This window comes from Flavobacterium sp. LC2016-13, assembly GCF_009707955.1.
Lineage (GTDB): Bacteria > Bacteroidota > Bacteroidia > Flavobacteriales > Flavobacteriaceae > Flavobacterium.
In genome coordinates this window covers 102,242-126,614 of the sequence record NZ_WMDQ01000001.1, presented here as the reverse complement: position 1 = coordinate 126,614, position 24,373 = coordinate 102,242, and the positions used below count along the sequence as shown (strand labels likewise).

At 33.9% G+C, this 24,373-nt stretch carries 20 protein-coding genes, 1 pseudogene and 1 CRISPR repeat array; of the genes and pseudogenes, 15 read left to right on the top strand and 6 right to left on the bottom strand.

Annotated elements, in window-relative coordinates:
* Nucleotide 1: 1 nt before the first annotated feature.
* The 7 genes and pseudogenes from GKZ86_RS00510 to GKZ86_RS00485 all read left to right on the top strand — a co-directional run bounded on the left by GKZ86_RS00510 (nucleotide 2) and on the right by GKZ86_RS00485 (nucleotide 6,207).
* Nucleotides 2–1,684, top strand: a complete 1,683-nt coding sequence (locus GKZ86_RS00510) for a hypothetical protein (RefSeq protein WP_154781190.1) — start codon at nucleotides 2–4, stop codon at nucleotides 1,682–1,684.
* 113 nt (nucleotides 1,685–1,797) lie between these two features.
* Entirely contained in the window at nucleotides 1,798–2,715 is a 918-nt protein-coding gene (locus tag GKZ86_RS00505; protein WP_154781189.1) for a tyrosine-type recombinase/integrase, read from the top strand.
* A 12-nt stretch (nucleotides 2,716–2,727) separates the two neighbouring features.
* A complete protein-coding gene (locus tag GKZ86_RS00500; RefSeq protein WP_154781188.1) occupies nucleotides 2,728–3,594 on the top strand; it encodes a tyrosine-type recombinase/integrase in 867 nt (288 codons plus the stop codon).
* 47 nt (nucleotides 3,595–3,641) lie between these two features.
* Complete coding sequence (locus tag GKZ86_RS25210) at nucleotides 3,642–3,782, top strand: hypothetical protein (protein WP_194632585.1); 141 nt, start codon at nucleotides 3,642–3,644, stop codon at nucleotides 3,780–3,782.
* Between the two features lie 211 nt (nucleotides 3,783–3,993).
* Nucleotides 3,994–4,869, top strand: a pseudogene (locus GKZ86_RS00495) (RHS repeat-associated core domain-containing protein); the annotation flags it as partial.
* Nucleotides 4,870–4,875: 6 nt separating this feature from the next.
* Nucleotides 4,876–5,364 (top strand): Imm26 family immunity protein, encoded by a 489-nt coding sequence (locus tag GKZ86_RS00490; RefSeq protein WP_154781186.1) that lies wholly within the window; start codon nucleotides 4,876–4,878, stop codon nucleotides 5,362–5,364.
* Between the two features lie 177 nt (nucleotides 5,365–5,541).
* Entirely contained in the window at nucleotides 5,542–6,207 is a 666-nt protein-coding gene (locus GKZ86_RS00485; RefSeq protein WP_228526614.1) for an IS1 family transposase, read from the top strand.
* Nucleotides 6,208–6,348: 141 nt separating this feature from the next.
* Nucleotides 6,349–9,120: a CRISPR direct-repeat array (repeat unit 46 nt; unit sequence GTTGTGAATTGCTTTCAAAATTGTATTTTTACTTATAATTCCCAAC).
* 418 nt (nucleotides 9,121–9,538) lie between these two features.
* On the opposite strand, the gene cas2 is transcribed toward GKZ86_RS00485, so the two are convergent.
* From cas2 to GKZ86_RS00465, 4 genes are all read right to left on the bottom strand, one after another.
* Nucleotides 9,539–9,886: a CRISPR-associated endonuclease Cas2 gene (gene cas2, locus GKZ86_RS00480; RefSeq protein ID WP_154781185.1), complete on the bottom strand. Its 348-nt coding sequence runs from the start codon at nucleotides 9,884–9,886 to the stop codon at nucleotides 9,539–9,541.
* Nucleotides 9,879–10,775: a type II CRISPR-associated endonuclease Cas1 gene (cas1, locus tag GKZ86_RS00475; protein WP_154781184.1), complete on the bottom strand. Its 897-nt coding sequence runs from the start codon at nucleotides 10,773–10,775 to the stop codon at nucleotides 9,879–9,881. Before cas1 ends, cas2 begins: the two co-directional genes overlap by 8 nt.
* A 2-nt stretch (nucleotides 10,776–10,777) precedes the next feature.
* Nucleotides 10,778–14,809 (bottom strand): type II CRISPR RNA-guided endonuclease Cas9, encoded by a 4,032-nt coding sequence (cas9, locus tag GKZ86_RS00470; protein WP_154781183.1) that lies wholly within the window; start codon nucleotides 14,807–14,809, stop codon nucleotides 10,778–10,780.
* Nucleotides 14,810–15,573: 764 nt separating this feature from the next.
* Nucleotides 15,574–15,981 (bottom strand): helix-turn-helix domain-containing protein, encoded by a 408-nt coding sequence (locus tag GKZ86_RS00465; protein WP_154781182.1) that lies wholly within the window; start codon nucleotides 15,979–15,981, stop codon nucleotides 15,574–15,576.
* A 174-nt stretch (nucleotides 15,982–16,155) separates the two neighbouring features.
* Between GKZ86_RS00465 and GKZ86_RS00460 the strand changes: the two genes are divergently transcribed.
* From GKZ86_RS00460 to GKZ86_RS00440, 5 genes are all read left to right on the top strand, one after another.
* Nucleotides 16,156–17,790, top strand: coding sequence for a hypothetical protein (locus GKZ86_RS00460; protein ID WP_154781181.1), 1,635 nt, complete (start codon nucleotides 16,156–16,158; stop codon nucleotides 17,788–17,790).
* 11 nt (nucleotides 17,791–17,801) lie between these two features.
* The gene (locus tag GKZ86_RS00455) at nucleotides 17,802–18,419 is read left to right on the top strand and encodes a hypothetical protein (RefSeq protein ID WP_154781180.1); all 618 of its coding nucleotides are present in this window, start codon (nucleotides 17,802–17,804) and stop codon (nucleotides 18,417–18,419) included.
* Between the two features lie 205 nt (nucleotides 18,420–18,624).
* Complete coding sequence (locus tag GKZ86_RS00450) at nucleotides 18,625–18,987, top strand: hypothetical protein (RefSeq protein ID WP_154781179.1); 363 nt, start codon at nucleotides 18,625–18,627, stop codon at nucleotides 18,985–18,987.
* 11 nt (nucleotides 18,988–18,998) lie between these two features.
* Nucleotides 18,999–19,562: a hypothetical protein gene (locus GKZ86_RS00445; protein WP_154781178.1), complete on the top strand. Its 564-nt coding sequence runs from the start codon at nucleotides 18,999–19,001 to the stop codon at nucleotides 19,560–19,562.
* A gap of 50 nt (nucleotides 19,563–19,612) precedes the next feature.
* A complete protein-coding gene (locus GKZ86_RS00440) occupies nucleotides 19,613–19,954 on the top strand; it encodes a hypothetical protein (RefSeq protein ID WP_154781177.1) in 342 nt (113 codons plus the stop codon).
* Between the two features lie 874 nt (nucleotides 19,955–20,828).
* Here the strand turns inward: GKZ86_RS00440 and GKZ86_RS00435 are convergent.
* Together GKZ86_RS00435 and GKZ86_RS00430 are read right to left on the bottom strand one after the other, a co-directional pair.
* The gene (locus tag GKZ86_RS00435) at nucleotides 20,829–21,140 is read right to left on the bottom strand and encodes a hypothetical protein (RefSeq protein WP_154781176.1); all 312 of its coding nucleotides are present in this window, start codon (nucleotides 21,138–21,140) and stop codon (nucleotides 20,829–20,831) included.
* Nucleotides 21,141–21,187: 47 nt separating this feature from the next.
* Nucleotides 21,188–21,877: a nucleotidyl transferase AbiEii/AbiGii toxin family protein gene (locus GKZ86_RS00430; RefSeq protein ID WP_154781175.1), complete on the bottom strand. Its 690-nt coding sequence runs from the start codon at nucleotides 21,875–21,877 to the stop codon at nucleotides 21,188–21,190.
* Between the two features lie 233 nt (nucleotides 21,878–22,110).
* On the opposite strand from GKZ86_RS00430, the gene mobA reads away from it, so the two are divergent.
* From mobA to GKZ86_RS00415, 3 genes are all read left to right on the top strand, one after another.
* On the top strand, nucleotides 22,111–22,542 hold the full coding sequence (mobA, locus tag GKZ86_RS00425) for a conjugal transfer protein MobA (protein WP_154781174.1): 432 nt from the start codon (nucleotides 22,111–22,113) through the stop codon (nucleotides 22,540–22,542).
* Nucleotides 22,539–23,834 (top strand): conjugal transfer protein MobB, encoded by a 1,296-nt coding sequence (mobB, locus tag GKZ86_RS00420; RefSeq protein ID WP_194632586.1) that lies wholly within the window; start codon nucleotides 22,539–22,541, stop codon nucleotides 23,832–23,834. Before mobA ends, mobB begins: the two co-directional genes overlap by 4 nt.
* 341 nt (nucleotides 23,835–24,175) lie before the next feature.
* Nucleotides 24,176–24,373: a hypothetical protein gene (locus tag GKZ86_RS00415; RefSeq protein ID WP_154781173.1), complete on the top strand. Its 198-nt coding sequence runs from the start codon at nucleotides 24,176–24,178 to the stop codon at nucleotides 24,371–24,373.

Genomic DNA, 24,373 nt, shown 5'->3' with positions numbered 1-24,373 from the left:
AATGCAAAACAACATAAGAACCCAGATACAGAACATCAGACCAGAACTACCAGTAAGCATGATTCAGCTCCCAGACGGGCACAGCATGAACGATATGTGGCTGAATTACGGAACAAGCGGAATTACTGACATGTTGCAGAATCCAGTAAAAGAAAAGACAGTTGCAACACTGGAGATTCTAAGTGACTACAAAATCAGTTTCAAAGGAAAAACGGGAACGTTCTATGTGATTGGAAGCCTGCCGATGGATTTAGGAAACCTGAGGCTTACCATCCAGATAGTTCCAAATGACAGCCAGAAGAGACTGCGTGTAAAGATTGATTTGTTTGACTTTACAAGCGTAGAGAACCAGTGCAGGGAACTCAGCGAGAAGCACGGATTTGACAGCACGCTTTTGGAGGCTGACCTGTTGCAGTTCACTGACCTTCTGGAAGACTACAGGGAAAACCTCTTCAATGCTGAAATGAATCCAGTAACAGACCATTACTCTGAAAAGGAACTAACACCGCAAGCCAGCGAAAAAGCAGTGCAGTTCCTCTCCAAGCCGAAGCTTTTTGAGAATATTGACAAACTGCTCGGACAAAGCGGAATTGTTGGAGAAGAAGAAAACAGGATACTGATGTTTACGCTTGCTTCAAGCTATAAAATGCCTAATCCTCTGCACGGACTTGTGCAAGGAAGTTCAGGAGAAGGCAAATCGCACCTCATCAACGCTATAGCCAACTGCATGCCACAGGAAGACGTAATGAACATGACCCGAATTACCAGCAAATCGCTCTATCATTACAAAAACAAAGAATTGATAAACAAATTTATAGTTATTCAAGACTTTGACGGACTGGATGAAGATGCCCAGTTTGCATTCAGGGAAATGCAGTCGAATAAGCTCCTGACCAGTTCCACGGTGGTTAAGGATATGCTGGGGAACACCACAGGGAAAATGAAAAAGGTTGAAGCCCATTTTGCAAGCCTTACCGCCACGACCAAAGCAGAGGTTTACTACGATAACATGAGCCGTTCGGTAGTCTTGGGAGTGGATGAAAGCCTTGAACAGACCCTTAGAATCATCGATGCGCAGAACAAGAAAAATGCTGGCATCAGCAATACTGTGCGTGAACAGGAAGCCAGACAGCTCTTGAGAAACTGCATGAGAGTTCTAAAGAGCTATGAAGTTGTGAATCCGTTTGCCGATAAGCTTATGCTCCCGCTGGAAGCCAAAATGCTCAGAAGGCTCAACGCCCATTTTCAGAATTTTGTCGCTCAGATTACAATCCTGAACCAGTACCAGCGAAAAATGGATGATAAAAGAAGACTGATAGCCACCGAAGAAGATGTGAGAAAAGCTGTTGAGATTTTCTTTAGCTCGATTATCATCAAAGTGGATGAACTTGACAAGAGCACCAGACAGTTCTTTGAAAAGCTGAAAGGATATGTAAGAAACCAAACCAACGGAACAACACACCGATTTACGACAAGGGAAATCAGACAGGAGCTTAATATCAGCAAGACCTCAGCCTTTAAGTACATGCAGACCCTACAGGAGCTGGAGTACATTCAGGCGGTTGAAGGCTCGCCAAACAAAGGATTCAAGTATGTGATAAGCTACTGGGACAATCTGGAGAAGATGAAAGCCAAGATTAAGGAAGACCTCAGCAGACAGTTAGACCAGCTGAAAACCACCTAAAAGAACACGCCAGTACCTGCAATTACTGGCAATATAACGCTGGTGTTCCATAAATTGGAAAATGCGCATAAGGAAAGTTTTCAAATGATGATTAAAAAACAACAACAAAACCAATGAAAACAACAATACAGACCTCTGGATTTCAAAACCTGTTTAATGATTTTGACAGCTATGTAAAAGTGAAGAACTACAAACAGGGAAAAGGCACAATGTACCAGAATGCCGTAGCGGAATTTCTTATCTGGCTGGAAGATTCAGGAATCACTAAGATAAAGAACGTAACAGGCAGAGAATCGGTAAGCTATTACGAGCATCTTATAAGCAGACCCAAACACAGAGGAAACGGAACTCTAGCAGGAAAGACCATAAAATTTCATCTTTTTGCTTTAGGACTCTTTGTTCTGAACCTTTTGGAGAACAGGCAGATTGAAAAAGCTTTCTACATTCCAAGCTATTCAGGAGACAGTGGAAATTCCAGAAATGCCCTGAGCGTTGAAGAAATCAAACTGCTCTACCAGCACTGCCAGAGTGATTTACAGCGGGCTTTGCTGTCAGTGGCATACGGTTGCGGACTTCGAAGGTCGGAATTGGTGGCTTTGAACACACGGGATATTCAGCTTTCCAGAGGTATGCTCATTGTCCGAGACGGAAAAGGAAGCAAAAGACGTGAAGTTCCTATGAGCGATATGGTTGCAGGTCACATCAAAAGATACATAGCTGAGGAACGTTATGAAAAGCTGAAAGGAAGTAGCCAGATTGAAGATGCATTTTTTATCCATGACAGCGGTAAACGGATGAATGGCGAATACCTCAACGATACCTTGAAGAAAATGACAGAACAGACCAGCAGTTATGAGCTAATCCAGAAGGACATAATGCTCCACTCCCTGAGACACAGCATCGCAAGCCATCTGATGGAAAAGAACGCAGGAATTGATTTTATACGAGGATTTCTCGGTCATTCGCAAATCAATACGACCTACATCTATGCAGTCAAAAACAAGAAAAGAAAACCTGTAACCACCTTTTAAACCAGCAAGCCTATGACCAAAATAACAATTGAAAACTATCTGCTTCAAGAGCTAAGCAAAGAGACCGTAAAGACTTATTTATTTGCCATTAATCACTTTTTAAAGCTGAACCCTAAAGCGAAACGATACAAATACAGGAATATCGTTGAGTACATGGAAGAAATCGGAAAGCAACAGCCCAACCCAAAATATCGGGTCGTTATCCTCTCGGCTATCAAGAAATACTACGACTATCTGGTTATGAGCGGTTACAGAGAAGACCATCCCTGCAAAAAACTCAATATCAAAGTCAACAGCAATCAGGCGGTACAGGTTCAGGATTTGTTCAGTTCAGAAGAACTTCAATTGCTTTTAACTCGTGAGAACCGATACGAGAATCTGGACACCAGAAACAACGTTCTTATCAATCTGCTGATTTACCAAGGATTGACCAGCGATGAAATTATACGGCTCAATGTTCAGGATATTGATTTGGATGCGGGAACAATCTACATCAAAGCTTCCAAGAATCTCAACAGGAGAAAAGCCAGACTCTTACCTCAACAGATAATGCCTTTTTTTAAATACATCAACGAAGTCAGACCCAGAATGCTCAGAGGCGCAACCGATAAACTCATCATTGGAAAACTGGGAAAGCCAATAACTGTTGATAGTGTTCATGCCATGATTCAACCGCTAAAGCTGTTGTTCCCAGATAAAAACCTCAACCCTCAAACTATCCGAATGAGTGTTATCTGCAACTGGCTCAATGAAGATAAACTGGCTCTTGAGCAAGTTCAGGAACTTGCGGGACATAAGTGGCCTGGCGCTACAGAGAAGTATTTCAAAGCTAATAGTTTTCAACAAAGGGAGTTGATAAATAAGTATTTTCCTATTTGAAAAAATGACTATATTTGGAATAATATAACCAACTAAATTTTTAAATTATGTCATCTAATTCTCTTAAACCAGGACCAAAAAGAATAGCAGATTCAACAGGAAAACCAGACCAACGTCAGCGTGATAACAAAGGTACGCCTGGAAATACGCCATCGTTGAAACCATCCAAAAATTCTCCTAAAAAGTAAAATTTTGATTATTCGAATAGACGGATTTTAAAAGCAAATGCATTATAAACCTTTCATTGATTTGATAGGTTTTTTTTATGCCATATAGTTAGGAATTTCGTAAGATTACTTCTATTTTCGTCACGGAAAGGAAGTTCTTTGAATTACATAACGACTGACAAAGCGCACTAATTACGATTAAGGAAATTTTGCAAATCCTTATAAGTATAAGTACAATGGAAAAGAGCTTCAAGACGAGATGGGACTTGGGGTTTATGACTATGGGTTTAGGAATTTTGATCCTGCAATTGGACGTTGGTTCAATGTTGATCCTTATGCAGAAGTTACTGATGATGAAACACCTTACCAGTATGTTCATAACAATCCAGTGATTTATATTGATCCAAAAGGCTTAGTAGGCGAAATGTCTGATAACAATAGGATTGAAACAAAATACACGGATAGAAGAGGTAATGTCTTGCTAGATACAAATGATGGAAGTAATGATGTTGTTGTAGTACCTGATTCACAACTTAAAGATTTCAAAGACCTTATTGATGTAACTCCAACTTCTATGTCAGACAGGGTTGATTGGAATGACAACATGAAGGCTAAGTTTCTTGGATTTAAGACGGTTGATCAAATGAATAATCTTTTAGGAGGATTTACAAGACAATGGTCTAGACAAAAAGCTATTAATTACATCCAAAATCCTACTTATGCAAATGCATTAGCAATGGGTTTCAGTGAAGCTTTAAGTCAATGGACAGATCCACAACAATTATTAGCGGCGGCTTCAATCCTTGCTAGTATTCCAAGTCCAGAAGGAATTATTTATTTAAGAACAGATAGAACCTTAGTTCTTAAACCTTATGCAGGTCAGGCTAAAAGTGAGGCTAGATATTTAGCTAGACAAGCTGAACATGCCAGAGCTCATCCAGAAGCGGATTTTGAATTTAAAATAATAGATCGTGGCAGTACAAGTGGTAAATTCCCAACATCATTAGATCGAAAAGAACAGCAAGCATTAGATAGACTTAATGGACCAACTAATAAATCAAACCCGAATGGTGGAGCATCTAATAAAAAAAATGTAATAAATAAATAGCAAAAAATGAAATTAAAAAATGGAGATGTTTTTGAAGTACATTTTAGTGAGAATAGACTATGCTATGGTCAAATACTAAGTACTCACAAAAAAGATGCATATACTATAGTTTTCTTTGAAGGGCTTTATAAATCAAGACCCAGTGTTAAAGAAATTTTGGCAGATAATATATTATTATTTGGAAATACTTTTGATGCTAAATTTCATCATAAACATTGGATTGTATTTGATAATGAAAAATCTAATCTTGATGAAATAAATTTGCCATTTTATAAATTAGGGACGAACCCTATTTATATAGAAGATTTTTCAGGTAATTCCATAAGAAAAGCTAAAGCTGATGAAGAGGATAAATTATATTACAGATCATATGTAGCACCCGTAAGATTTGAATTAGCAATAAAAGCTTATTATAAGATAATTGAATGGGATAGTGTTTATGATGAATTATTATATTCATATATTATAAGTAAGTCGAATTCGGTAATTATTTAACACTTCATCAGTTTAATTCTGTCAGAAGTAAAAAATATCGGTAGTGTTTCAGAGTTAGTGATATGAAATTTTTAATTTCTAACATGTTGAAATAGAGTTATTATTAGCGAAAAATAATTTAAAGATGAGAAGTACTGCTCATCTTTTTTGTTTTAATATTGCCTTAAAAGAACTAAAATGAGCAAAAATGCTACTTCGTGTTCCAGATTTAGTGATGGTATGAGTTGTCCAAGATGTAGAGAGAAAAAAGTGTCGAAAAATGGTACAACTAAAAATAAAAAACAACAATATTATTGTAAAAATTGTGGTAAACGATTTATAGAAAATTACACTTATATGGCTTATAAGTCTGATGTAAACAAAAATGTTATTCAGTTTACAAAAGAAGGTTTAGGAATAAGAAGTACTGCGAGAATATTAAAAATTTCAAACACAACCTTGTTAAAAAGAATTGTATCAATTGCTAAAACTATTAATCAGCCATTTATCAGTAAAGGAAAAACTTATGAAGTAGATGAAATGTGTACTTATATCAGACACAAACGAATTTTTATTTGGCTGGTTTATGCTCTGGAAAAGAATTCTAAAAATGTTGTGAGCTTTAATGTTGGCAAACGAACTAATAAAACATTAAATCGTGTTCTGGATACTTTAAAATTATCAGAAGCGAAAAAGATATTTACCGACAGATTAAAAAACTATAGATATCTAATTGATGACAAATTACATTCAGTAAAACGCTTTGGTACAAATCATATTGAAAGGAAGAATCTAACACTAAGAACTCATCTCAAAAAATTGAATCGTCGAACAATTTGTTTTAGTAAAAGTCTAAAATTCTAGTTTCAATTTTAAAGATTTACTTTTGGATTTGAGTAATTAAATAGTAAGTTTATCCTAAATCCGAATCTTTAGTAAAAGGAACAAATCGTATTTTTACTTATAATTTCCAACATTTAAACAATGAACGCAAAGCTTCTGATCGTTGTGAATTGCTTTCAAAATTGTATTTTTACTTATAATTCCCAACCAACAACACGGTACGTTAAATACACAGGAGTTGTGAATTGCTTTCAAAATTGTATTTTTACTTATAATTCCCAACAACATAAATAAAGAAGAAAGATACGTGCTAGTTGTGAATTGCTTTCAAAATTGTATTTTTACTTATAATTCCCAACCAGTAACATATAACTAAAATGGCATACGTAGTTGTGAATTGCTTTCAAAATTGTATTTTTACTTATAATTCCCAACCGGGCAAATGAAGATCAAAGTTTCTTATAGTTGTGAATTGCTTTCAAAATTGTATTTTTACTTATAATTCCCAACAATTTCTATTTTGATTCATAAGAAAACTGGGTTGTGAATTGCTTTCAAAATTGTATTTTTACTTATAATTCCCAACTCTGCGATTCTTTGTGCGCTGGCATCGGCTGTTGTGAATTGCTTTCAAAATTGTATTTTTACTTATAATTCCCAACGAGGATCTATGTGAGGCATTTTCTTTCCGAGTTGTGAATTGCTTTCAAAATTGTATTTTTACTTATAATTCCCAACAACACAAAACAACTTAAATGTTTGGACTTAGTTGTGAATTGCTTTCAAAATTGTATTTTTACTTATAATTCCCAACATGCCATTAGTTTTATTAACCAAGTCAACAGTTGTGAATTGCTTTCAAAATTGTATTTTTACTTATAATTCCCAACGGACGTCTGTTGCTATCCTGTCAGATTCAGGTTGTGAATTGCTTTCAAAATTGTATTTTTACTTATAATTCCCAACGTGTGCAGTTGATCCACTGCGAGGCGCTGGTTGTGAATTGCTTTCAAAATTGTATTTTTACTTATAATTCCCAACTCAAGCTTTGCATAGTTCAATATCGGTACTGTTGTGAATTGCTTTCAAAATTGTATTTTTACTTATAATTCCCAACTACTCTTATAAACTCTGAAACTTGCCATTGGTTGTGAATTGCTTTCAAAATTGTATTTTTACTTATAATTCCCAACCATGAAGCCGACATTGTTTTGGAACTTTAGTTGTGAATTGCTTTCAAAATTGTATTTTTACTTATAATTCCCAACCAGAAGAGGGGTTAATGCTTGCTCCTTATAGTTGTGAATTGCTTTCAAAATTGTATTTTTACTTATAATTCCCAACAATTTAGTGATTATAATTGGCGATTGTAAGTTGTGAATTGCTTTCAAAATTGTATTTTTACTTATAATTCCCAACTAATGCTAAAATAAAACCTTTCTATGTTATGTTGTGAATTGCTTTCAAAATTGTATTTTTACTTATAATTCCCAACCTTCAAGGAGTTGATTCATTAAAGCAGTACGTTGTGAATTGCTTTCAAAATTGTATTTTTACTTATAATTCCCAACAAAGGTCTAACAAAAGAAGACCACGGCCAAGTTGTGAATTGCTTTCAAAATTGTATTTTTACTTATAATTCCCAACTATATTGCTACATTAGCTCAGGCAGCACTTGTTGTGAATTGCTTTCAAAATTGTATTTTTACTTATAATTCCCAACGTTAGTATGGGAGATGAAAACAACCAAGCTGTTGTGAATTGCTTTCAAAATTGTATTTTTACTTATAATTCCCAACAACCGGAAGAAAATAAAGCAAATTCAAGTGTTGTGAATTGCTTTCAAAATTGTATTTTTACTTATAATTCCCAACAAGAATTACCTCCTGTTGAATTTTGGTAAGTTGTGAATTGCTTTCAAAATTGTATTTTTACTTATAATTCCCAACGGATTTGAAATGAGAGTAGATGGAAATGTTGTTGTGAATTGCTTTCAAAATTGTATTTTTACTTATAATTCCCAACGTTAATCCTGTTACATTAGATCCTGATATAGTTGTGAATTGCTTTCAAAATTGTATTTTTACTTATAATTCCCAACAAAGAATTAGTTTTAAAATTGAAACCAGCAGTTGTGAATTGCTTTCAAAATTGTATTTTTACTTATAATTCCCAACCAAAAATTAAATACTGAATTGACTAAAATAGTTGTGAATTGCTTTCAAAATTGTATTTTTACTTATAATTCCCAACTAAATAATATAGCACGAATTGGAAGATTCAGTTGTGAATTGCTTTCAAAATTGTATTTTTACTTATAATTCCCAACATTCTATCTGAAATATCTTTTTCAATTACAGTTGTGAATTGCTTTCAAAATTGTATTTTTACTTATAATTCCCAACCTGTAAAAATTAAGGCTTCATTGAAATGTGTTGTGAATTGCTTTCAAAATTGTATTTTTACTTATAATTCCCAACGAGAACGGAGGTAAACTTGTCTATGGCCAGTTGTGAATTGCTTTCAAAATTGTATTTTTACTTATAATTCCCAACAGCTGTGAATAGAGCTGTGAATCGAGCTGGTTGTGAATTGCTTTCAAAATTGTATTTTTACTTATAATTCCCAACGACGAACCACTCATTGTATAAGCGGAATCAGTTGTGAATTGCTTTCAAAATTGTATTTTTACTTATAATTCCCAACTTTTTGATTCAATTTTTAATTCATCATTCAGTTGTGAATTGCTTTCAAAATTGTATTTTTACTTATAATTCCCAACCATGTGAATGGCAGTTTATAAGATCACCAGGTTGTGAATTGCTTTCAAAATTGTATTTTTACTTATAATTCCCAACAAATCTGAAGCTTTACTTATTTGCGAACAGGTTGTGAATTGCTTTCAAAATTGTATTTTTACTTATAATTCCCAACTACAGTTTACGCGACGTCTCCTACAGCTGGTTGTGAATTGCTTTCAAAATTGTATTTTTACTTATAATTCCCAACTTTCTCAAAATCTACTTTCATTATCTTTGGGTTGTGAATTGCTTTCAAAATTGTATTTTTACTTATAATTCCCAACTCTTCGTGAAAGATCTATTCACGGCTATAGTTGTGAATTGCTTTCAAAATTGTATTTTTACTTATAATTCCCAACATTCACCCTGCAACTGATTTAATAATTTCAGTTGTGAATTGCTTTCAAAATTGTATTTTTACTTATAATTCCCAACATACCGCGAGTTAATCGTTTGATATGTTGTGAGTTATGAGTTGGTTTTGAAATGTAAAAATTGCCTTGTTTGAGTGCTGAGAAAGAGTTGGTTAAGTATTTTTTTAATCCTGTTTTTTAGAAAAGCTCTAATTGTTGAGATGGTTTCTCTGGTTCTACAGGTTTTTTGCCATAAAATAGTTCCATCATTCCAAATTGTTTATCGGTAATTTGCATCACACCAATTTTACCATGTTCAGGAAGACTGTTTTTTATTCTTTTAGAATGTACCTCGGCATTTTCTCGGCTCGCACAAAAGCGCATATAAATGGAAAATTGAAACATAGAAAAGCCATCATCTAATAATTTCTTACGAAATGTACTAGCAATTTTACGCTCTTTTCGCGTTTCAGTGGGCAGATCAAAAAAGACTAATATCCACAAACTTCTATATTGATTTAAACGTGTATAATGCTCGTCATACATAAACTGGGTATAAAATTCTTCTCGAACTTCCTTCAAAACATTCATGGAGCGAATTTGTTGTCCGGCTCATGGATACCATCAAAGGACTGTTTTTTCCATCTATTAAAACATCAATGGTGGCAATACCTAATAATTGTTTTTTTATTTCAACAGTTAATTCTTCATAAGAATCTTCCGTTTGCATAATATGGCAGACTATAAAATCAACATAAGGTCTGTAAGGCTCCATAATATCATCTGCAAGACAATACGCATTGTACTTATTACGATGAAAAATACCTAGTGTAGGAAGTAATCCTGAGCTTACCAGTGCTCGAGCTGTAATTGCTCTTAAAATTGCATAACCATAATTGAGTAAATTGTTTGGCGCAATTCCTTTTTGACCTCTTGTGAAATTTTCTATTTGAATGAGGTTTTGCCAATAATAAACTGCTGCTCTTGATTCATGATTCAGCGAATCGCCTGAAGTAACTTCTTTTGACCAAAGTTCCATTTTTCGCATTGGAATACCTTTTTCTTTTAGTAATCCAGCCTGATTCATTATTTTAGAACTGATAGTTTGTTGCCACAAATTCTTTTTGAGCGGAACAGAAGCATTGATTTGATTTTTAAAACGTTCCGTTTGTTCTGTATGACCGCTCAATGGCATTAGTAAACCAATAGGCAAGTGTTGCTGATCGCAATTGATTAAGGCAACATTATTATGCGTTAATTTTTCTAGTAAACCGTTTGTAATTGTAATTTGCTGATTCTCCAAGACAATTACGCCAATGTCTTCAATAGCCACCGTTTTAGTTTCTTGCTCCTTGTCTGGATAAGAAATTACTATTTGCTCATTTTTTGTACTTAAATAAGCGGGATTACCGAAGAAAAGTGTTCTTTTTATCATAGTTAATATTCTCCTAATTGAACAATTTGACCAAGATGATTAATACGCACTTTTATTATGTTATTAATTCCATTTAAACCTAAACGTTTATATGAAAAGTCTTTGAGTTCTTTTTTGTCTTCTACAGATGTTTCTAAATGATGTCTAAAAAAATAATCCCTAATTGTGAATTTTTGTACTCTAAAAATATTAGGACTAATTAAATGATAATTATTGGGATTTAATAAGTCTATTTCATTTGGGCTAAAATTTTCAGATGGAAATATAAAAAACTCATTTTGCTTCATTGAAAACAAAAAATCCCAACCTTTTTCATGGTTTTTATTAATAACTGAAAGGCCTAAATTTGTTCGAACCACAGCATCATAAAATGATACGACTTCTTCCTGTAAATTTCCTTTTTCATCTCTGTAAATAGCAACATGATGATTGTTTCCTGTACTGACAAAATCTACCGGAATTGGTTTGCCGTCTTCATTTAGGACTTCATTGCCTAATTGATCTTTTTTGGTATGTAAAGCTTGCGCATTACTGACTCCACTAATTGTAACTCTCTTTATTGCAATTCCTTTTTCTTTATTTTGCCAAATTGGGTTTTCGTCTAAGTTGACAAAAGCTTTTTTAGGATCTCCTCCAAATTCATTCAATCGGTTTTGAAGAATAATTTTCAATCCAACATCAATTACTTTATCAATTTTTAAATCTGGAGAAATATCTTTTCTTATTGTAAAATCATCTTCAAACCAAACTATTTTTATTTTTTCAGGAACAACAAAATTGTTTTTTAAATTAATTGGATTTTTGCTTAACGCATTTTTTCCTGTAAATGCTTTTTTAGGATCGTTGTCATTTTCTTCTAATCTTTTCAAAAGAGCTTCTCGATACTCTTTTCTCGCAATCTTTTGAATGTATTCTTTTGTGAAATTTGCACTTATTTTTTCTTCTTTGGTAACATATTGGTGCAGCTTTCCATAAGTAGTTTCTTTGTGTAATTGTCCGCGAGGCGTAAGTTGAATTTTTTGATTGATTCCACCACTTTTTTTAGTGATGTTTTTATTTTTAGTTACCACTTTGTTTTTTGCTTTATAGGAAATCAAAATAGCCTCAAGTTGTTTTCTGGCTTCTTCTCGAAAGTTAGGCATTGGTTCTATGAACCGAAGCTTATTGTTTTTATCTCTTCTTAAATATTTTGTTTCAATTCCAAAAATAGAATCTGCTTTCTTATCGCCTTTTGTTTTTGCATTAAGATTATTCAAATACTGAATGTAAGCAGGTTTAGTAAAAGCAACTGTAATGGCATCCATAGCATGATGACGATGGTCATTTCTCTTTGTCCAATCTTTAATTTTATAAAGTCGTTCTCCGTTTTTTCCTTCCTCAATATAAGTTAAACCAAGTTTTTCAAATTTGTTCCAATTGAGTTCCTTCATTACATCAACCAGCTCCCAATCATCACGAAGTTTGTCTGTTACACTTCCAATTGTCGAGGTTACATTTCTGGAGACTTCCAGTAAAATTTCTTTAGCTTTTTTGGCAATATATTGTGTTTCTCTTAATTGACGGTCAATAAAACCTTCAGGGATTTCATTGTCTGCCATCAAAAGTTTATTCTGTTTTGTTCGGCTGATTTTTCCAAAAAAGCTTTTTACTCTTTTTTCGAATTGGTCAAATTCCTCAGTAGATAATTTTTCTTGTAAAAATGAATAGGCTGTTTTGTTACTTTTGTCAATGTTTAATTGACGTTCGCAAATGGTTTTATTTGAAAAACTATCATCAAATAGTCGTGATTTTGGAATGATATGTTCAATATCATATTCTTTCGAAAATAGTTTAGAAGGTTCAATTGCTTTTCCTGTGTAAAGCGAAATACCGTCAGTTTCTTTCCAAAGTTTATATCTAATAATATCGTTTCTGGTCACTCTTGAAATTCCAAATTCGTTATGCAATAATTTTTTGATTTGTTCATGTTCGGTTGTACTTTTATTTATAGCTTTTGTCATTTCGCTTCTTTGCTCGTTATTGTTTTTCAACTCACGAGCCAACTCTACACGAATTTCATCAGGTTTGCCCATTTTCGGGTCCTGGATAATAGCATTAATAACATTAATCATCTGATTAAGTATTTTTTCTACGACAGGATTTCTTAAGCTGTTTTTTTTAAGCAATTCTAAAGTGTCTTTTAGAATTCTATCATTATTTTGTTCCGTTGTTAATGATGACGAATGATTATATCCAACTAGCTTACACGCTTTATCATAAATATGGCTATCCATTAAATGAGGCAATATTTTTTTAATGGCTTTAGCACTTAAATTTCCGTAATCGGCTTGCAGGTTTATGTTCAAAAGATAAGAAATATGATTTTCTTTAAAACCAAATTTTCCGATTAAACTATTTTTCAAAGCATCGTCTTCTTCAGCTGAATACAATAAATGCCACAATTGATAATACGCTTGTTTATCAAAATCATTACCTTCTATAGTGGGATCAAAATCAAGAATGTCAATATTTATTTCCAGATCTGTAAAAGCGGTTTTGATTATCTGTTTTGTATCATTTGCGTCTAATTTTGAAAGATCTAAATCATCATAACCTTCTAAGACTAAAATTTTTTCAAATGCTTTAAAAAGTGAAGTGTTAGTTCTGTTTCCTTCAAGTTTTTTAAAATTAACAGTATGTGTTCCTTTTTTTAATTCACAAAAAGTCAACATTTGAGCATCTGACATACTTTCTTTAAACAGTAATTCCTGAGCAATAAGTTTTTTTAAATCTTCATCTAGAAGAAAAGACTCTTTTGTAGTTTCATTTTTAACGAGAACATTATTCAAATTTTGCCAAATCCTGAATTCTTGAAATAGAGGAGATGATTTTGGAATGGCTTTATGACCTTTTTCAAATTCACAAAAACTTACTAAATGTTTCTGAGACTTCAATTTTCGTTGGTAGAAAATTGTAATGTCTCTGACGTCAGATTTTAGTTTTTCATTTAACTCTGGATGAAACTTTGTTTGTGTTTCCCAAATTTTCTCAAATTCATCTAAATAGTCCTGACGGTAAAACACTTGATTTTTTAGTTTTGCATGTGCGTTTTTTTCAAGTTGTTTATATTGAAATTGCCCTACAGTTTCCTTATTAAAATATAATTCCTTACTTCGGTCGCTAATAGCGCCAAGGTAACCACTGGATTGATTTATTTGATTGTTGATTTCAGTAATGATAAAAGCTAAAACTTTTAAATCAAGTTCATTTGTCAAAGCATCATTTCTCCATTTATAATGTTGCAATTTGGTTTCGTCTCTTGATCCTTTATTTTCAGAAAGTTCTATTTTTAAAATCCGAGTGAAATATTGAGAAGTTAAAGTGCGTGATTTTCCTTTTATTTCTTCTAATAGCTTATAATTTATTTGCTCAGGATGAAATTGATTTTGAAAGAGTACAATTTTCTCTAGTTCCTTTTGTAAATCTGACCTATAGAAATCTGGAATAAATTTGCCACCACTTAATAATGAGTTATAAACCCATTTTCCTGGCGTCAAGTTATTTTCGAAAATCTCCTTAGCAATTTTCATTCCGTCAATCGCATCACCTTCTTCACTGGTTTTTGCTTTTCTGCTGCTTTTATAACCACGTTTCTTATTAAGCATCAATAGAACTTGAACAAAATCTTCTTTAGAAATTGCTTCAACGGCTGCTTTTGCTCTTAACTGATAAGATAAAAAAGTAGTTGATTTGCCTTTTTCCGCATAAACAAAATCAGAAGTAATAAATTTTATTTTATAAAAAGTTTCTAATAGAGCTGCTCTTCTTAGTTTGAAACGCTGCAAACCTCTTCTAGCTCCACGTTTTAATGTTCGATCTGCATTTATAGAAATTGTGTTTCCTTTTTTAAAGTCGGCTTCTTCATCTGTAGTAAGGGGCACAATTCTAACTCCCGAGTTTATTATAACTGATTTTTCATCATTATTTTCTGCTTCATTTATATATGCCCATCCGATTGATGTTGTTCCCAAATCCAATCCTAATATTTTTTTCATATCTCAAAAAATTAATTTCGAAATTTACTCAAAAGAAAATTAATAGTTTTATGGAAAACCGTAATCAAGTAGAAGAATTTTAATTGTATAATTGCAGTACAATTTGAAGCAATTCACAATAAGGATTATTCCGTTGTGAAAACATTCAAAGCGGCCTCTCAAGGGTCGCTTTTTTTATGATTTAATTTTTTGATAAGCTTTTGGTTCCAGATTATAAATTTTTTATAACTTAACTTGGTTCCAAATTCTTATCTCCCACAATTTTATATATAAATTTTCAGATCCTTAATAATCATTTTATACAAGGTTAAAAGAAAATTTTAATGAGAGGGTAGAGGGTAATGATTCTATTTGTCAAAAAAGGTTAAATAAATTGCAGTAAAAATATTTCTTATATCGCTTGGAGAAAAGTCTACTTATTGCTCAAGACGAGCTAAATCATTCAATTCTTTTTCGATAGAATAATGATCAACTTCTCCCTTTTTAAATTTAGAATTTAGTTTCGGTTCACTAAATAATGTTTTTGCGGTTTTTTAAAGTAGACTCTGTCTTTAATACTATCATACACATAAATTTTTTGCAGTTCAGTATTGAAGAAGTTTTTTGGTATACCTGAGAAACAAAATAATGGTTGATGGGGAGGATTCATGAAAAATAATTTAATTCAATGATAATATTGAATTATGTAAAAAATAGATAATATTTAGCAACAAAAAAGAGACTCGAAAGTCTCTTTTTGGAATTAATATATCTTTTATAAAAGCTTATTTCGCTTTTAGTAATTTTTCCAAATATTCGACTTTGTCTTTTTCGGCTTGAACTAGACGTTCGTATAGTTTGATTTGCTGTTCGTGAGATTCGATCAATTTATCCAATGGATTAAACGTGCAGTGATAATTCCCAACAGTTCCCTGACTATTATCGTAAAAATTATTGAAATAGTTAAACACACCTTCTTCCGAAAAATTCTTAATTGCCTCTACGCTTACTCCTAAAGCCTTTGCTACTTCGATTAGTTTTTCTTCTTCTATCGTTTCGCTGTTTTCCATAATAGAAATCGCCTGCTGGTTTGTTCCCATAGCCTGGGCTAAAGCTTCTTGTTTCATGTCTTTTAATTCACGAATACGACTAATTTTTCGTCCTATGTGATTTGGTTTTGTTACTGTACTCATAGCTCAAAGATAATAATTAAGAATAAAAAAGTAAGTCCTATGTGCAATATAGAAATTAGTCTTGTACGGTACAATACAAATTGATACGGTACAGTACGACTAATCACTTACTTGCCTGTGTGTTAAACAAAAATACAATTTTTCAGACAAGTATTAATTAAAAAAAGAAAAATTATGAGTGAAATTCAATTTCAAAAGCAGAAAGAATTGGAGAATGCCGTGGGAGAGCTCCAATCATTTATGGACATTACAGCGGTCACTCTGCATCACGCAGAGACCGCAGGTAAAAGCGGTCATATACTTACCATAATCTTAAGGGAGGATTCACAGCAGATTGCATCGGAAATGTATGAATGGGCAGATAAGGTTTTGAAAAAATATCCATCCGTTCCTTATGTGATTATAAATCTATGGGATGTACTGCATCGTTTAAAGAATGGGTGTTTATATTATCTAAAATGGTATTTATCAAACATAAGCCTGTTTAAAAACGATGAGTTTGACTTTAAGATAAAAAAAGATATTCCGGCTGTATCTGTTCTGCTTAAAAAAGCAGTAAAGAAAAACAGCGGGCTTTTAGCCAAAGCGGAATCATTAAGAAGAGGCTCCCAGCATTATGAAGGAACAAATAACCATTCTATGGCACTCTATACAATACATCAGGCAGTAAACCTGCTTTTTGGTATCATAGGAGGACTGGTCATGGGAAAATCTCATTCAAATCACTATACATTAAGCCACTTAGACACGATTAAGGACTATGCACCCGTTTTGAAGCAGGTGTTCAATACTGATCATGATAAGGATAAAGAAATTGCTGATTTGCTTGATAGAGCAAGGATTGAATTTCCTTACGCAGGCAAAACAAAGATTAAGAAAGAAAGGGTTAAAGAAGCACAGAACAAACTTTACCGCATTTTAAAAGAAACTAAAAAGATCTTCCAAGACCAGCTTTCTTACTGTGAAGAAAAGTCCGCTCTTTTTATTGAACCGAAACAGAATCCAGAAATTTTAAATGATGAGGTAATAGACTATGAGAAGCTTGTCAGTGATACCGTTACATCTTATCTTAAGACTGAGGCGGTTTATTGTTTTGGAACATTGGAAAAAACGGTAAGACACTTTTATCTATTAGTACTGGTTAAAGAAAATAAATTAAATGCAGTGCATGATCTGGCTGATGTTATTAAAAGCAGAACTAAAGAGCAGTGCACGGCAACACTTTTGATTCATAATATTTCAGAGCTTAAGAGCGCAACAGGCGATCAGAAGTTTTTCTTTTTGAATATTATAAAAAATGGAAAGGCTTTGTTTAAAAAAGAGTCTGCCGTTCTGGAAACTGTAAATCTGCCAGTCCGCTGTATAACATCAGCGAAAGAATACCTGAGCTATAGAAATATTGTGGTAAACTATATGGAAAGCTGGCAGGGAGATTATGAATGGGCTTGTTATGCTCCCCTTAAAGGTTTGATGCTCCATACTATGGCAGAACAAATCTGTCTTGGAATGATCCGCTTGTTTATGGGGTATTCTCCAAATCATTTTTCCCTTTCCTATCTATTGGAAATCTGCGATCATTTTAACCCTGAAATAAGCAGTTACTTCCCGAGGGTTACAGAACAGGACAGAAACTTGTTTACGATATTAAGCAGATCCTATGCTTCGCTGAGATACAGCGGTGCAGATACTTTTTCTGAACTGGATATGAATCTTTTGCAGGATCGATACAATGATTTTGCTGGTTTCTGCACAGGTGTGGTACAAGATGAATTAAGACGTACTGAGAAGCTGATTTCGGCTGAACCTTAAACATACAGATCATGTATTATAATATTTTAACACAGAAAGACCATCCCAAATATCAGGCAGTCAAGAAAATATTGAAACTCTTAGTAGAGTTTGTAGAAGCTGATTGTATTTACTTTTCGGATTCTGCTGTAGAATCAAAAACAGGAACTCTGACAATTGTTGTGAGCAAAAAAAGCCCCCATTACTATGACGATGTTGTCTTCCATTTATGGAAAGTAATTGAAAACTACAATAATTTTTCATTCTGTTTTTTTGACAGAGAGTGTATAAAGAGAGAAGTCGGAAAAGGAAATTTATTTTTTCTTTTCAATTGTAAAGAAACAGATCTTGTTTATAGAAATGCTGGAGGAAAACCTGTTCTGGATATAAAAAAAATAAATATCAGACGGCTTTTAAAAAAGACTGCTGACAATTATCAAAGGTGGATATCAGAAGCCAATACTATTGGCAGGGACTTAAAATACTACCGTGGGAATGGGAATTATTTGATGGCAATGTATGTTATACATGAGCAGTTTCGATATCTTTTTATTAATGCCTCATGGATTTTAACGGGCGAATGGGTGGCAGATGAAAACATTTCAGACCAGCAGGAGCGCATTGCGAAATTTAATAGTGTCTTAGGCTGAACTTTTGACTTAGATAATAAAGAAGAGAAAGAAGTTTTAACAAAGCTTGATCTTGCCCGAAAAGCTGTACAGTGGGGAGAAGAAATTGAACCGTTAACTGCAGAAATTGTTGAGACAGCATTTGAAAAAATGCAGTGGCTGATGAGTGAAGTAAAAACAATGTATCAGCAGTACGCTGAGCAGACCAAACAAATATTTAAAGAATATGGAAACTAATGAAAATAAAAAGGCGGATGATTTTATCAAAGAACTGAAAGGCAGTTTTTATTTTAGAACATTGACCCCGCAGAGAGGGAAAGACGGGATTTACCATGCCGACATAAAGTTTACGAGCTACATAAATCTGATTTTCACGGTACAAAATCTTATGAAAATAGCACTTCATGCGCTGGAGAATTCCGATCTGGAAAACTCCAGCCAGATTGAGGATCCCGCTTTCCATCTTACGAGCATTCTGGAAATTGCGATACAGCTCCTGCCATGCTGTGAGGCAGAAGGACTGGATAAACTGCACAAGCTTTATTTAGAGATCAATCAGGAAAATAAAAATGAACAAATGGATAACTAATTTTTTAAATCATGAAAAAGAAGAAAAAAAACTTTAAGACCAAATTCTGGGCTGGGTTTGAGGCGGGAAATCCATTTGAAGCATCTGATGCCCTCTTTGATTTTGCGCACCTTGATTACTACAAGCGAAATTTAACGCAGGCAGTATTGTACAGCTTTAAAAAGGAAATCTGCTGTAATGATAGACCAGGCGATATTTTTGTGTTCTATAAAGCTGTATGCTCATTTTTGAAAATATACTACTGCCTGCATAAAAAAAGCAGTAAATGGAAAGTGAAAGAGTCAGTGCGCACCGAAGATGTATTTCATCTCACTTCGCTGACAAAGCAGGAATATGACAATCCTTTCACAGTATTTCAAAAGGCATTTGCAGAGAAAACCCTTAAGGAGTTTGAATTTTTCCTCTCTGAAATAGTAAGCCTTTCGCTGTCTCCGTGCAAAGGAGACGGGGACATTGACCTTGCGACTCCGTATATCCATTTAATAAAAATGCTGGATGCTGGAGAGCTGATGAAGGAAAGAGGTCTTGAACGGATAAAAAAATCTAAAGAACCTAAAGATAATGCCGAATGCTGATATTACTACATCTTCTCAAGAATGCCCAGTTTAACTAAAAATAATGTGATATGAAAAAGAATAAAATCAAATTAAGTGATATGGTTGAGAATCCCGAACATTATTTTGTAATGCTCAAGCCAGCGTCAAAAACAAGAAAAGATATATACAATCTGAACATAAATGTTAGTGGATATTCTGATCTTTTTACCATGATTATGGATTTACTAAAAGCAGGAATGCTGGCTTTGGAAGGGATTGAAATAAGTGAGAATAATCACAAGCAGACTGAAAGATATATTTACAGTCTTCTTAAGGTTATAGAAATGATGATTCCGCTGGAAGAAGGAGATCTGCTGGACATGCTTCACAGCAGATATTTAAAAGAAAAGAAGAAAATCAGTGCAGACTGATTCATGTCTATTTATAATCTTTATAAAACACCGACTCCGGAGGCGTTTTTCAGCCCCGCAGGGCAAGTTGTTTTGAGATGCTGAATTCATTTCAAGCATCTCAAAACACAACTTGCTATTTTCTCTCGAAAATATTATTACCAATGATTTTTAATTGAAAGGGCTTGATGCCCTTTTTATATTGTAATTTTTACAAGTAATTTATTTTAGAAATATGCAAGTATGCAGGCGTATAACACAGCCTGATCATAAAGTATTTTTTTGGTGAAGCTAGCAGATTTCGGGAAGATATATTAGCACAATAATTAACTTAGATCTTACTTATAAGCAAGGGCTCAAGTATGCAGGACTGCAAGTAAGTAAGAGGAGATGCAGACATTCAAGTATGCTGTACTGTGCGCAAGCAAATATGTAGGTTTGCAAGTATGCAGGAATGTAAGCAGGCAAGTATGTTGGCATGCAAGCACTCTGGCATTCAGGTGTGCAAGCCTGCAAGCATTTACTTATTTGTATAAGTATTTTTAAAAGCATAAAAATGTAAAAATGCTTTTATGGTTTTTCCGGTAAATTTGCAATTTTATATCAGGCAAACTTTAAAATAATTAAACCTGCACAATCCCAATAAAAGTATATTTCCAAAAGAAAACAGAAAAACCGGAAAAAAGAAAAAGAAAGCAATTTCATATGACGGGATGCAGGCAGACAAGAAGGAAACGGAATAAGTCCCGAAGGGTGGTTTGTGAGGCACGAGCAAAACATTATGCCGTAGTCTTTTTGGCAGACTGAAAAAGCCCCTCATACCTTTGTTTTCTTTTTATTTCTTTTGGTAAAAATATAAAGTAAAAAGAATCTTGTGTTTAATAAAGAAGCAGGACTAAATCCAGTGATAGGGTTTATCCTTGCGGTTGAGGTAGCAGTACATCTCTTCCTTTTTGAGTTCGGGAAAGAATTTAAGGGCATTTTCAATGCCGTAATTTGGAAGAAAGTAAATTTCGTCACGCACAGCCGTAATTACTTTTTCGCGACCATAAAAACGCACGATTTCGTCAATCTGCAATTGACCTCCACGCTCTATAATACGGGCAATTACCATTTTATATCCCCCTTCCCAATCAATCTTATCAAATCTAAAATCCCAGAAAAATTTAGGATGAAGATTAGGTATATCTTCAGCTGATGCTTTCATAATTTTTAAAATTGGGTTAGTATCAAATATAAGCAATTTCTACTGAATTACCTGCGAAAACCTCTCTTTTTATTGGGGTTATCTGGTAAATCCTGACTTTCGGATTTAAATTTATATAAAGGATTTTTTACTGCCAGTTCCAGCCGTCTTTGGATTTTTTTCCAATTTTGCTCTTTCTCTTTCAGCATATCTACAGCTTCAAAGGTGGTAATCTTGTCATATGTATTCAGCCCTATACAAGCCCAATAAGGATCTTTACCATATTTTCTCTCGTAAGCTTGAAGGTAGAACTTTAGGGGTTCTTGTTCAAGCATAAAGTAAATATCGACAAAATCCTTGTACCTGTCTCCGCTCTGATGGATGGCATGGAGTTTCATTGCACCAATGTCTTCATTCGAAATTATGCGGACTCCTTCAATAGTTTCTACGGTATTCAAAAGAGGGTAATTATGTGTTACAATATCGACTTTTATATTATCGATGTAGGTAAGAACTGTATTAGGGAAGAATTGGCTTTCCTCTTGATCTATACCATAATTGTCTTGCAGATATTTGAGCATGATCTGCGAATCAAAATCTTTTTTTGTAAAAAGATCTATATCTACTGATAAGCGATGTCCTAATCGTAAAGCTAATGCTGTACCGCCGACCAGTATGTAATCTTTTAAATTTTCGTCTTTCATCAGCCTTTGGAGAAGCTCCCACATCTCCTGGGTAACAGTTTCTTTATAAAGCATGATTTTATATTTTCAGAAAAATTAATTCTGAAAAAGGTCATCTCTTTAAGAGTGTCTTCTGATGGCTTTATTTGGCAGGGAATGTCAAATAATTAAGGCTCAAGACTGTTTGTAGAAAACAAATAAGCCAAATGCTTCCAAACATTTCCAAGAACTTCCAAATTGGAGCTTAAATGCTGATTATAAAATATATTGGATTTAATTTTTTTAAAAGGATACCAATAATTGAAGTCATGGATAATGAAGAAAAAAAGAATCGACATAAAGGAGGCAGGCATCCCAAAATAGATCCGGCTGTCCACCGCTATTCGATTAGTCTTACTGCTGAGGAAAATGCAAGGTTTCTAACCCTTTTTGAGAGCTCGGGCATGAATGTAATGGCACATTTTATTACGGCTTGTATTTTTCAAAAAGGTATAAAAACAGTCAAGATCGATAAAGCAACAATGGATTATTACATACTTCTAACTGCCTTATTCGGACAGTTCCGTGCTATTGGGGTTAATTACAATCAGGTTGTGAAGATTATGTACCGTAATTTTTCCGAAAAGAAAGCTCCAGTGTATCTCTACAAATTGGTAAATCAAACAATGGAATTTGCTTTATTAGCTCAAAAGATAATACAGCTTACAGCGGAATTTGAAGAAAAATACCTGAAAAAGTGATAGCAAAAATAGGAAGAGGAAGCAGTTTGTATGGAGCATTAGCCTATAATTATCACAAACTTGAAAAAGAAAATGCACAGGTTTTGTTTACCCAAAAGATAATCCAAGCCCCTGACGGGAGTTATAAAATGGAACAGCTTTCACGCTCTTTTGAACTGCACTTATTGGCTAATCGTAAAACCGAGAAACCTGTGCTTCATATTTCTCTGAACCCTGATCCGAAAGACAATGTAAACGATACTGATTTTGAGAATATGGCACAAGACTATATGAGGCAGATGGGCTATGGAAACCAGCCTTTTGTGGTATTTAAACATACTGATATAGACCGTACTCATATTCATATAGTGTCTGTCTGCGTGGATGAAAACGGCAGGAAAATATCCGACAAATTTGAAAAAAGGCGTTCAATGGCGGTCTGTAGGGCATTAGAAAAACAGTACGGTCTTATATCGGCTGTAGAGAAAAAGCAAGAGACAAACACCCCAACATTTAAACCAGTTGACTATAAGGCAGGAGATATAAAAAGCCAGATGGCTTCGGTACTGCGCTATCTGCCTACATATTACCAGTTTCAAACTTTTGGGGCATATAATGCCGTGCTTTCCCTTTTTAATATTACTGCCGAAGAAGTGAAAGGGGAATATAACGGAATTCTGAAACAGGGACTGGTATATTTTGCATTAAATGAAAAGGGAGAGAAAGTAAGTAATCCTTTTAAGGCTTCGCTGTTTGGCAAAAGTGCAGGGTATCTACAACTGCAATCCCAATGTAACCAGAACAGAATAAAACTAAAGGACAATTCCGCTAAGGAATCAGTTAAAGACAGGATCGAATCAGTAATGCGGACTGCATCAAACGAATCTGAATTTAGGAAAAAGCTAATGGATGAAAGGATTAATATTGTTGTAAGACGAAATGCTGGAGGTTGTATTTACGGCATCACTTTTATTGATCACAAATCCCGAAGTGTGTGGAACGGATCAGAGCTGGCTAAAAACCTTTCGGCTAATGTATTTAATGACTGGTGGAATAACGGTAACAAAATAGATATGCCTTTAAAAAATAATGCTACTGCAAGGGAGACTTTTCGTGAAGGTAGTCAGATAAATAACTCAAACAATCAACCTGACTCGTTGGGAAAGGAAAATACGCCTTACAGCGAGAAGGAGAATAATGTTGTTGAAACATTTGGAAGCTTACTGCCCCAAGCTCAGGGAGAAGATTTTCAGGAAACTGATTTTGCCAACCAGTTGAAACGAAAGGCTAATCGCAGAAAACCAAAGCCTTAAGTACGTTTCTGGAATGTTTAATTTACATCAAATGTATGAAACACGATTTTCAATGTACCGTATATAAAGAATTGATAGTATACATCCGTGAGATTTAATTAATTACTATTTATTTTAAAAAATACAACTTTCAGTTATGTTCTGCCACAGCTTTTAATTTATTGCATTGAGTGTCTACCTTCAATTGTATAGAGATAACGACATTAAAAGACAAAGAGCACCAGCAGTGCTGTTATCGCAGTCATTTAGAGCATACATTTTTATATTTAGTAAAGTGTAAAAATGTATAATTAGGAAAGACCTTAAAAACGGTCTTTGCTGTTTAAAGCTGAAGGTGCAGAATGGAAAATAATGAAACAGTTAAAAGTAGAATCACGGCAGAAACTGCCTTAGTACAGCCACAAGTTAAAAAGAATCAGGTAAAATTAACTATTGAAGAATTAAGAAGCTGTAAAGGTTTTGAAACAATATCAGAATCCGAAGGGCAGGAGATAATTGAAAGCCTGTTTCAGTTAGTAGTAATAGTTTATAATTTTTAA

Bases quoted from the DNA above. Each gene is read 5' to 3' on its own strand.
- GKZ86_RS00510 (WP_154781190.1), top strand. From the start codon at position 2: ATGCAAAACAACATAAGAACCCAGATACAGAACATCAGACCAGAACTA.
- GKZ86_RS00505 (WP_154781189.1), top strand. From the start codon at position 1,798: ATGAAAACAACAATACAGACCTCTGGATTTCAAAACCTGTTTAATGAT.
- GKZ86_RS00500 (WP_154781188.1), top strand. From the start codon at position 2,728: ATGACCAAAATAACAATTGAAAACTATCTGCTTCAAGAGCTAAGCAAA.
- GKZ86_RS25210 (WP_194632585.1), top strand. From the start codon at position 3,642: ATGTCATCTAATTCTCTTAAACCAGGACCAAAAAGAATAGCAGATTCA.
- GKZ86_RS00490 (WP_154781186.1), top strand. From the start codon at position 4,876: ATGAAATTAAAAAATGGAGATGTTTTTGAAGTACATTTTAGTGAGAAT.
- GKZ86_RS00485 (WP_228526614.1), top strand. From the start codon at position 5,542: ATGAGCAAAAATGCTACTTCGTGTTCCAGATTTAGTGATGGTATGAGT.
- cas2 (WP_154781185.1), bottom strand. From the start codon at position 9,886: ATGTATGACGAGCATTATACACGTTTAAATCAATATAGAAGTTTGTGG.
- cas1 (WP_154781184.1), bottom strand. From the start codon at position 10,775: ATGATAAAAAGAACACTTTTCTTCGGTAATCCCGCTTATTTAAGTACA.
- cas9 (WP_154781183.1), bottom strand. From the start codon at position 14,809: ATGAAAAAAATATTAGGATTGGATTTGGGAACAACATCAATCGGATGG.
- GKZ86_RS00465 (WP_154781182.1), bottom strand. From the start codon at position 15,981: ATGAGTACAGTAACAAAACCAAATCACATAGGACGAAAAATTAGTCGT.
- GKZ86_RS00460 (WP_154781181.1), top strand. From the start codon at position 16,156: ATGAGTGAAATTCAATTTCAAAAGCAGAAAGAATTGGAGAATGCCGTG.
- GKZ86_RS00455 (WP_154781180.1), top strand. From the start codon at position 17,802: ATGTATTATAATATTTTAACACAGAAAGACCATCCCAAATATCAGGCA.
- GKZ86_RS00450 (WP_154781179.1), top strand. From the start codon at position 18,625: ATGGAAACTAATGAAAATAAAAAGGCGGATGATTTTATCAAAGAACTG.
- GKZ86_RS00445 (WP_154781178.1), top strand. From the start codon at position 18,999: ATGAAAAAGAAGAAAAAAAACTTTAAGACCAAATTCTGGGCTGGGTTT.
- GKZ86_RS00440 (WP_154781177.1), top strand. From the start codon at position 19,613: ATGAAAAAGAATAAAATCAAATTAAGTGATATGGTTGAGAATCCCGAA.
- GKZ86_RS00435 (WP_154781176.1), bottom strand. From the start codon at position 21,140: ATGAAAGCATCAGCTGAAGATATACCTAATCTTCATCCTAAATTTTTC.
- GKZ86_RS00430 (WP_154781175.1), bottom strand. From the start codon at position 21,877: ATGCTTTATAAAGAAACTGTTACCCAGGAGATGTGGGAGCTTCTCCAA.
- mobA (WP_154781174.1), top strand. From the start codon at position 22,111: ATGGATAATGAAGAAAAAAAGAATCGACATAAAGGAGGCAGGCATCCC.
- GKZ86_RS00415 (WP_154781173.1), top strand. From the start codon at position 24,176: ATGGAAAATAATGAAACAGTTAAAAGTAGAATCACGGCAGAAACTGCC.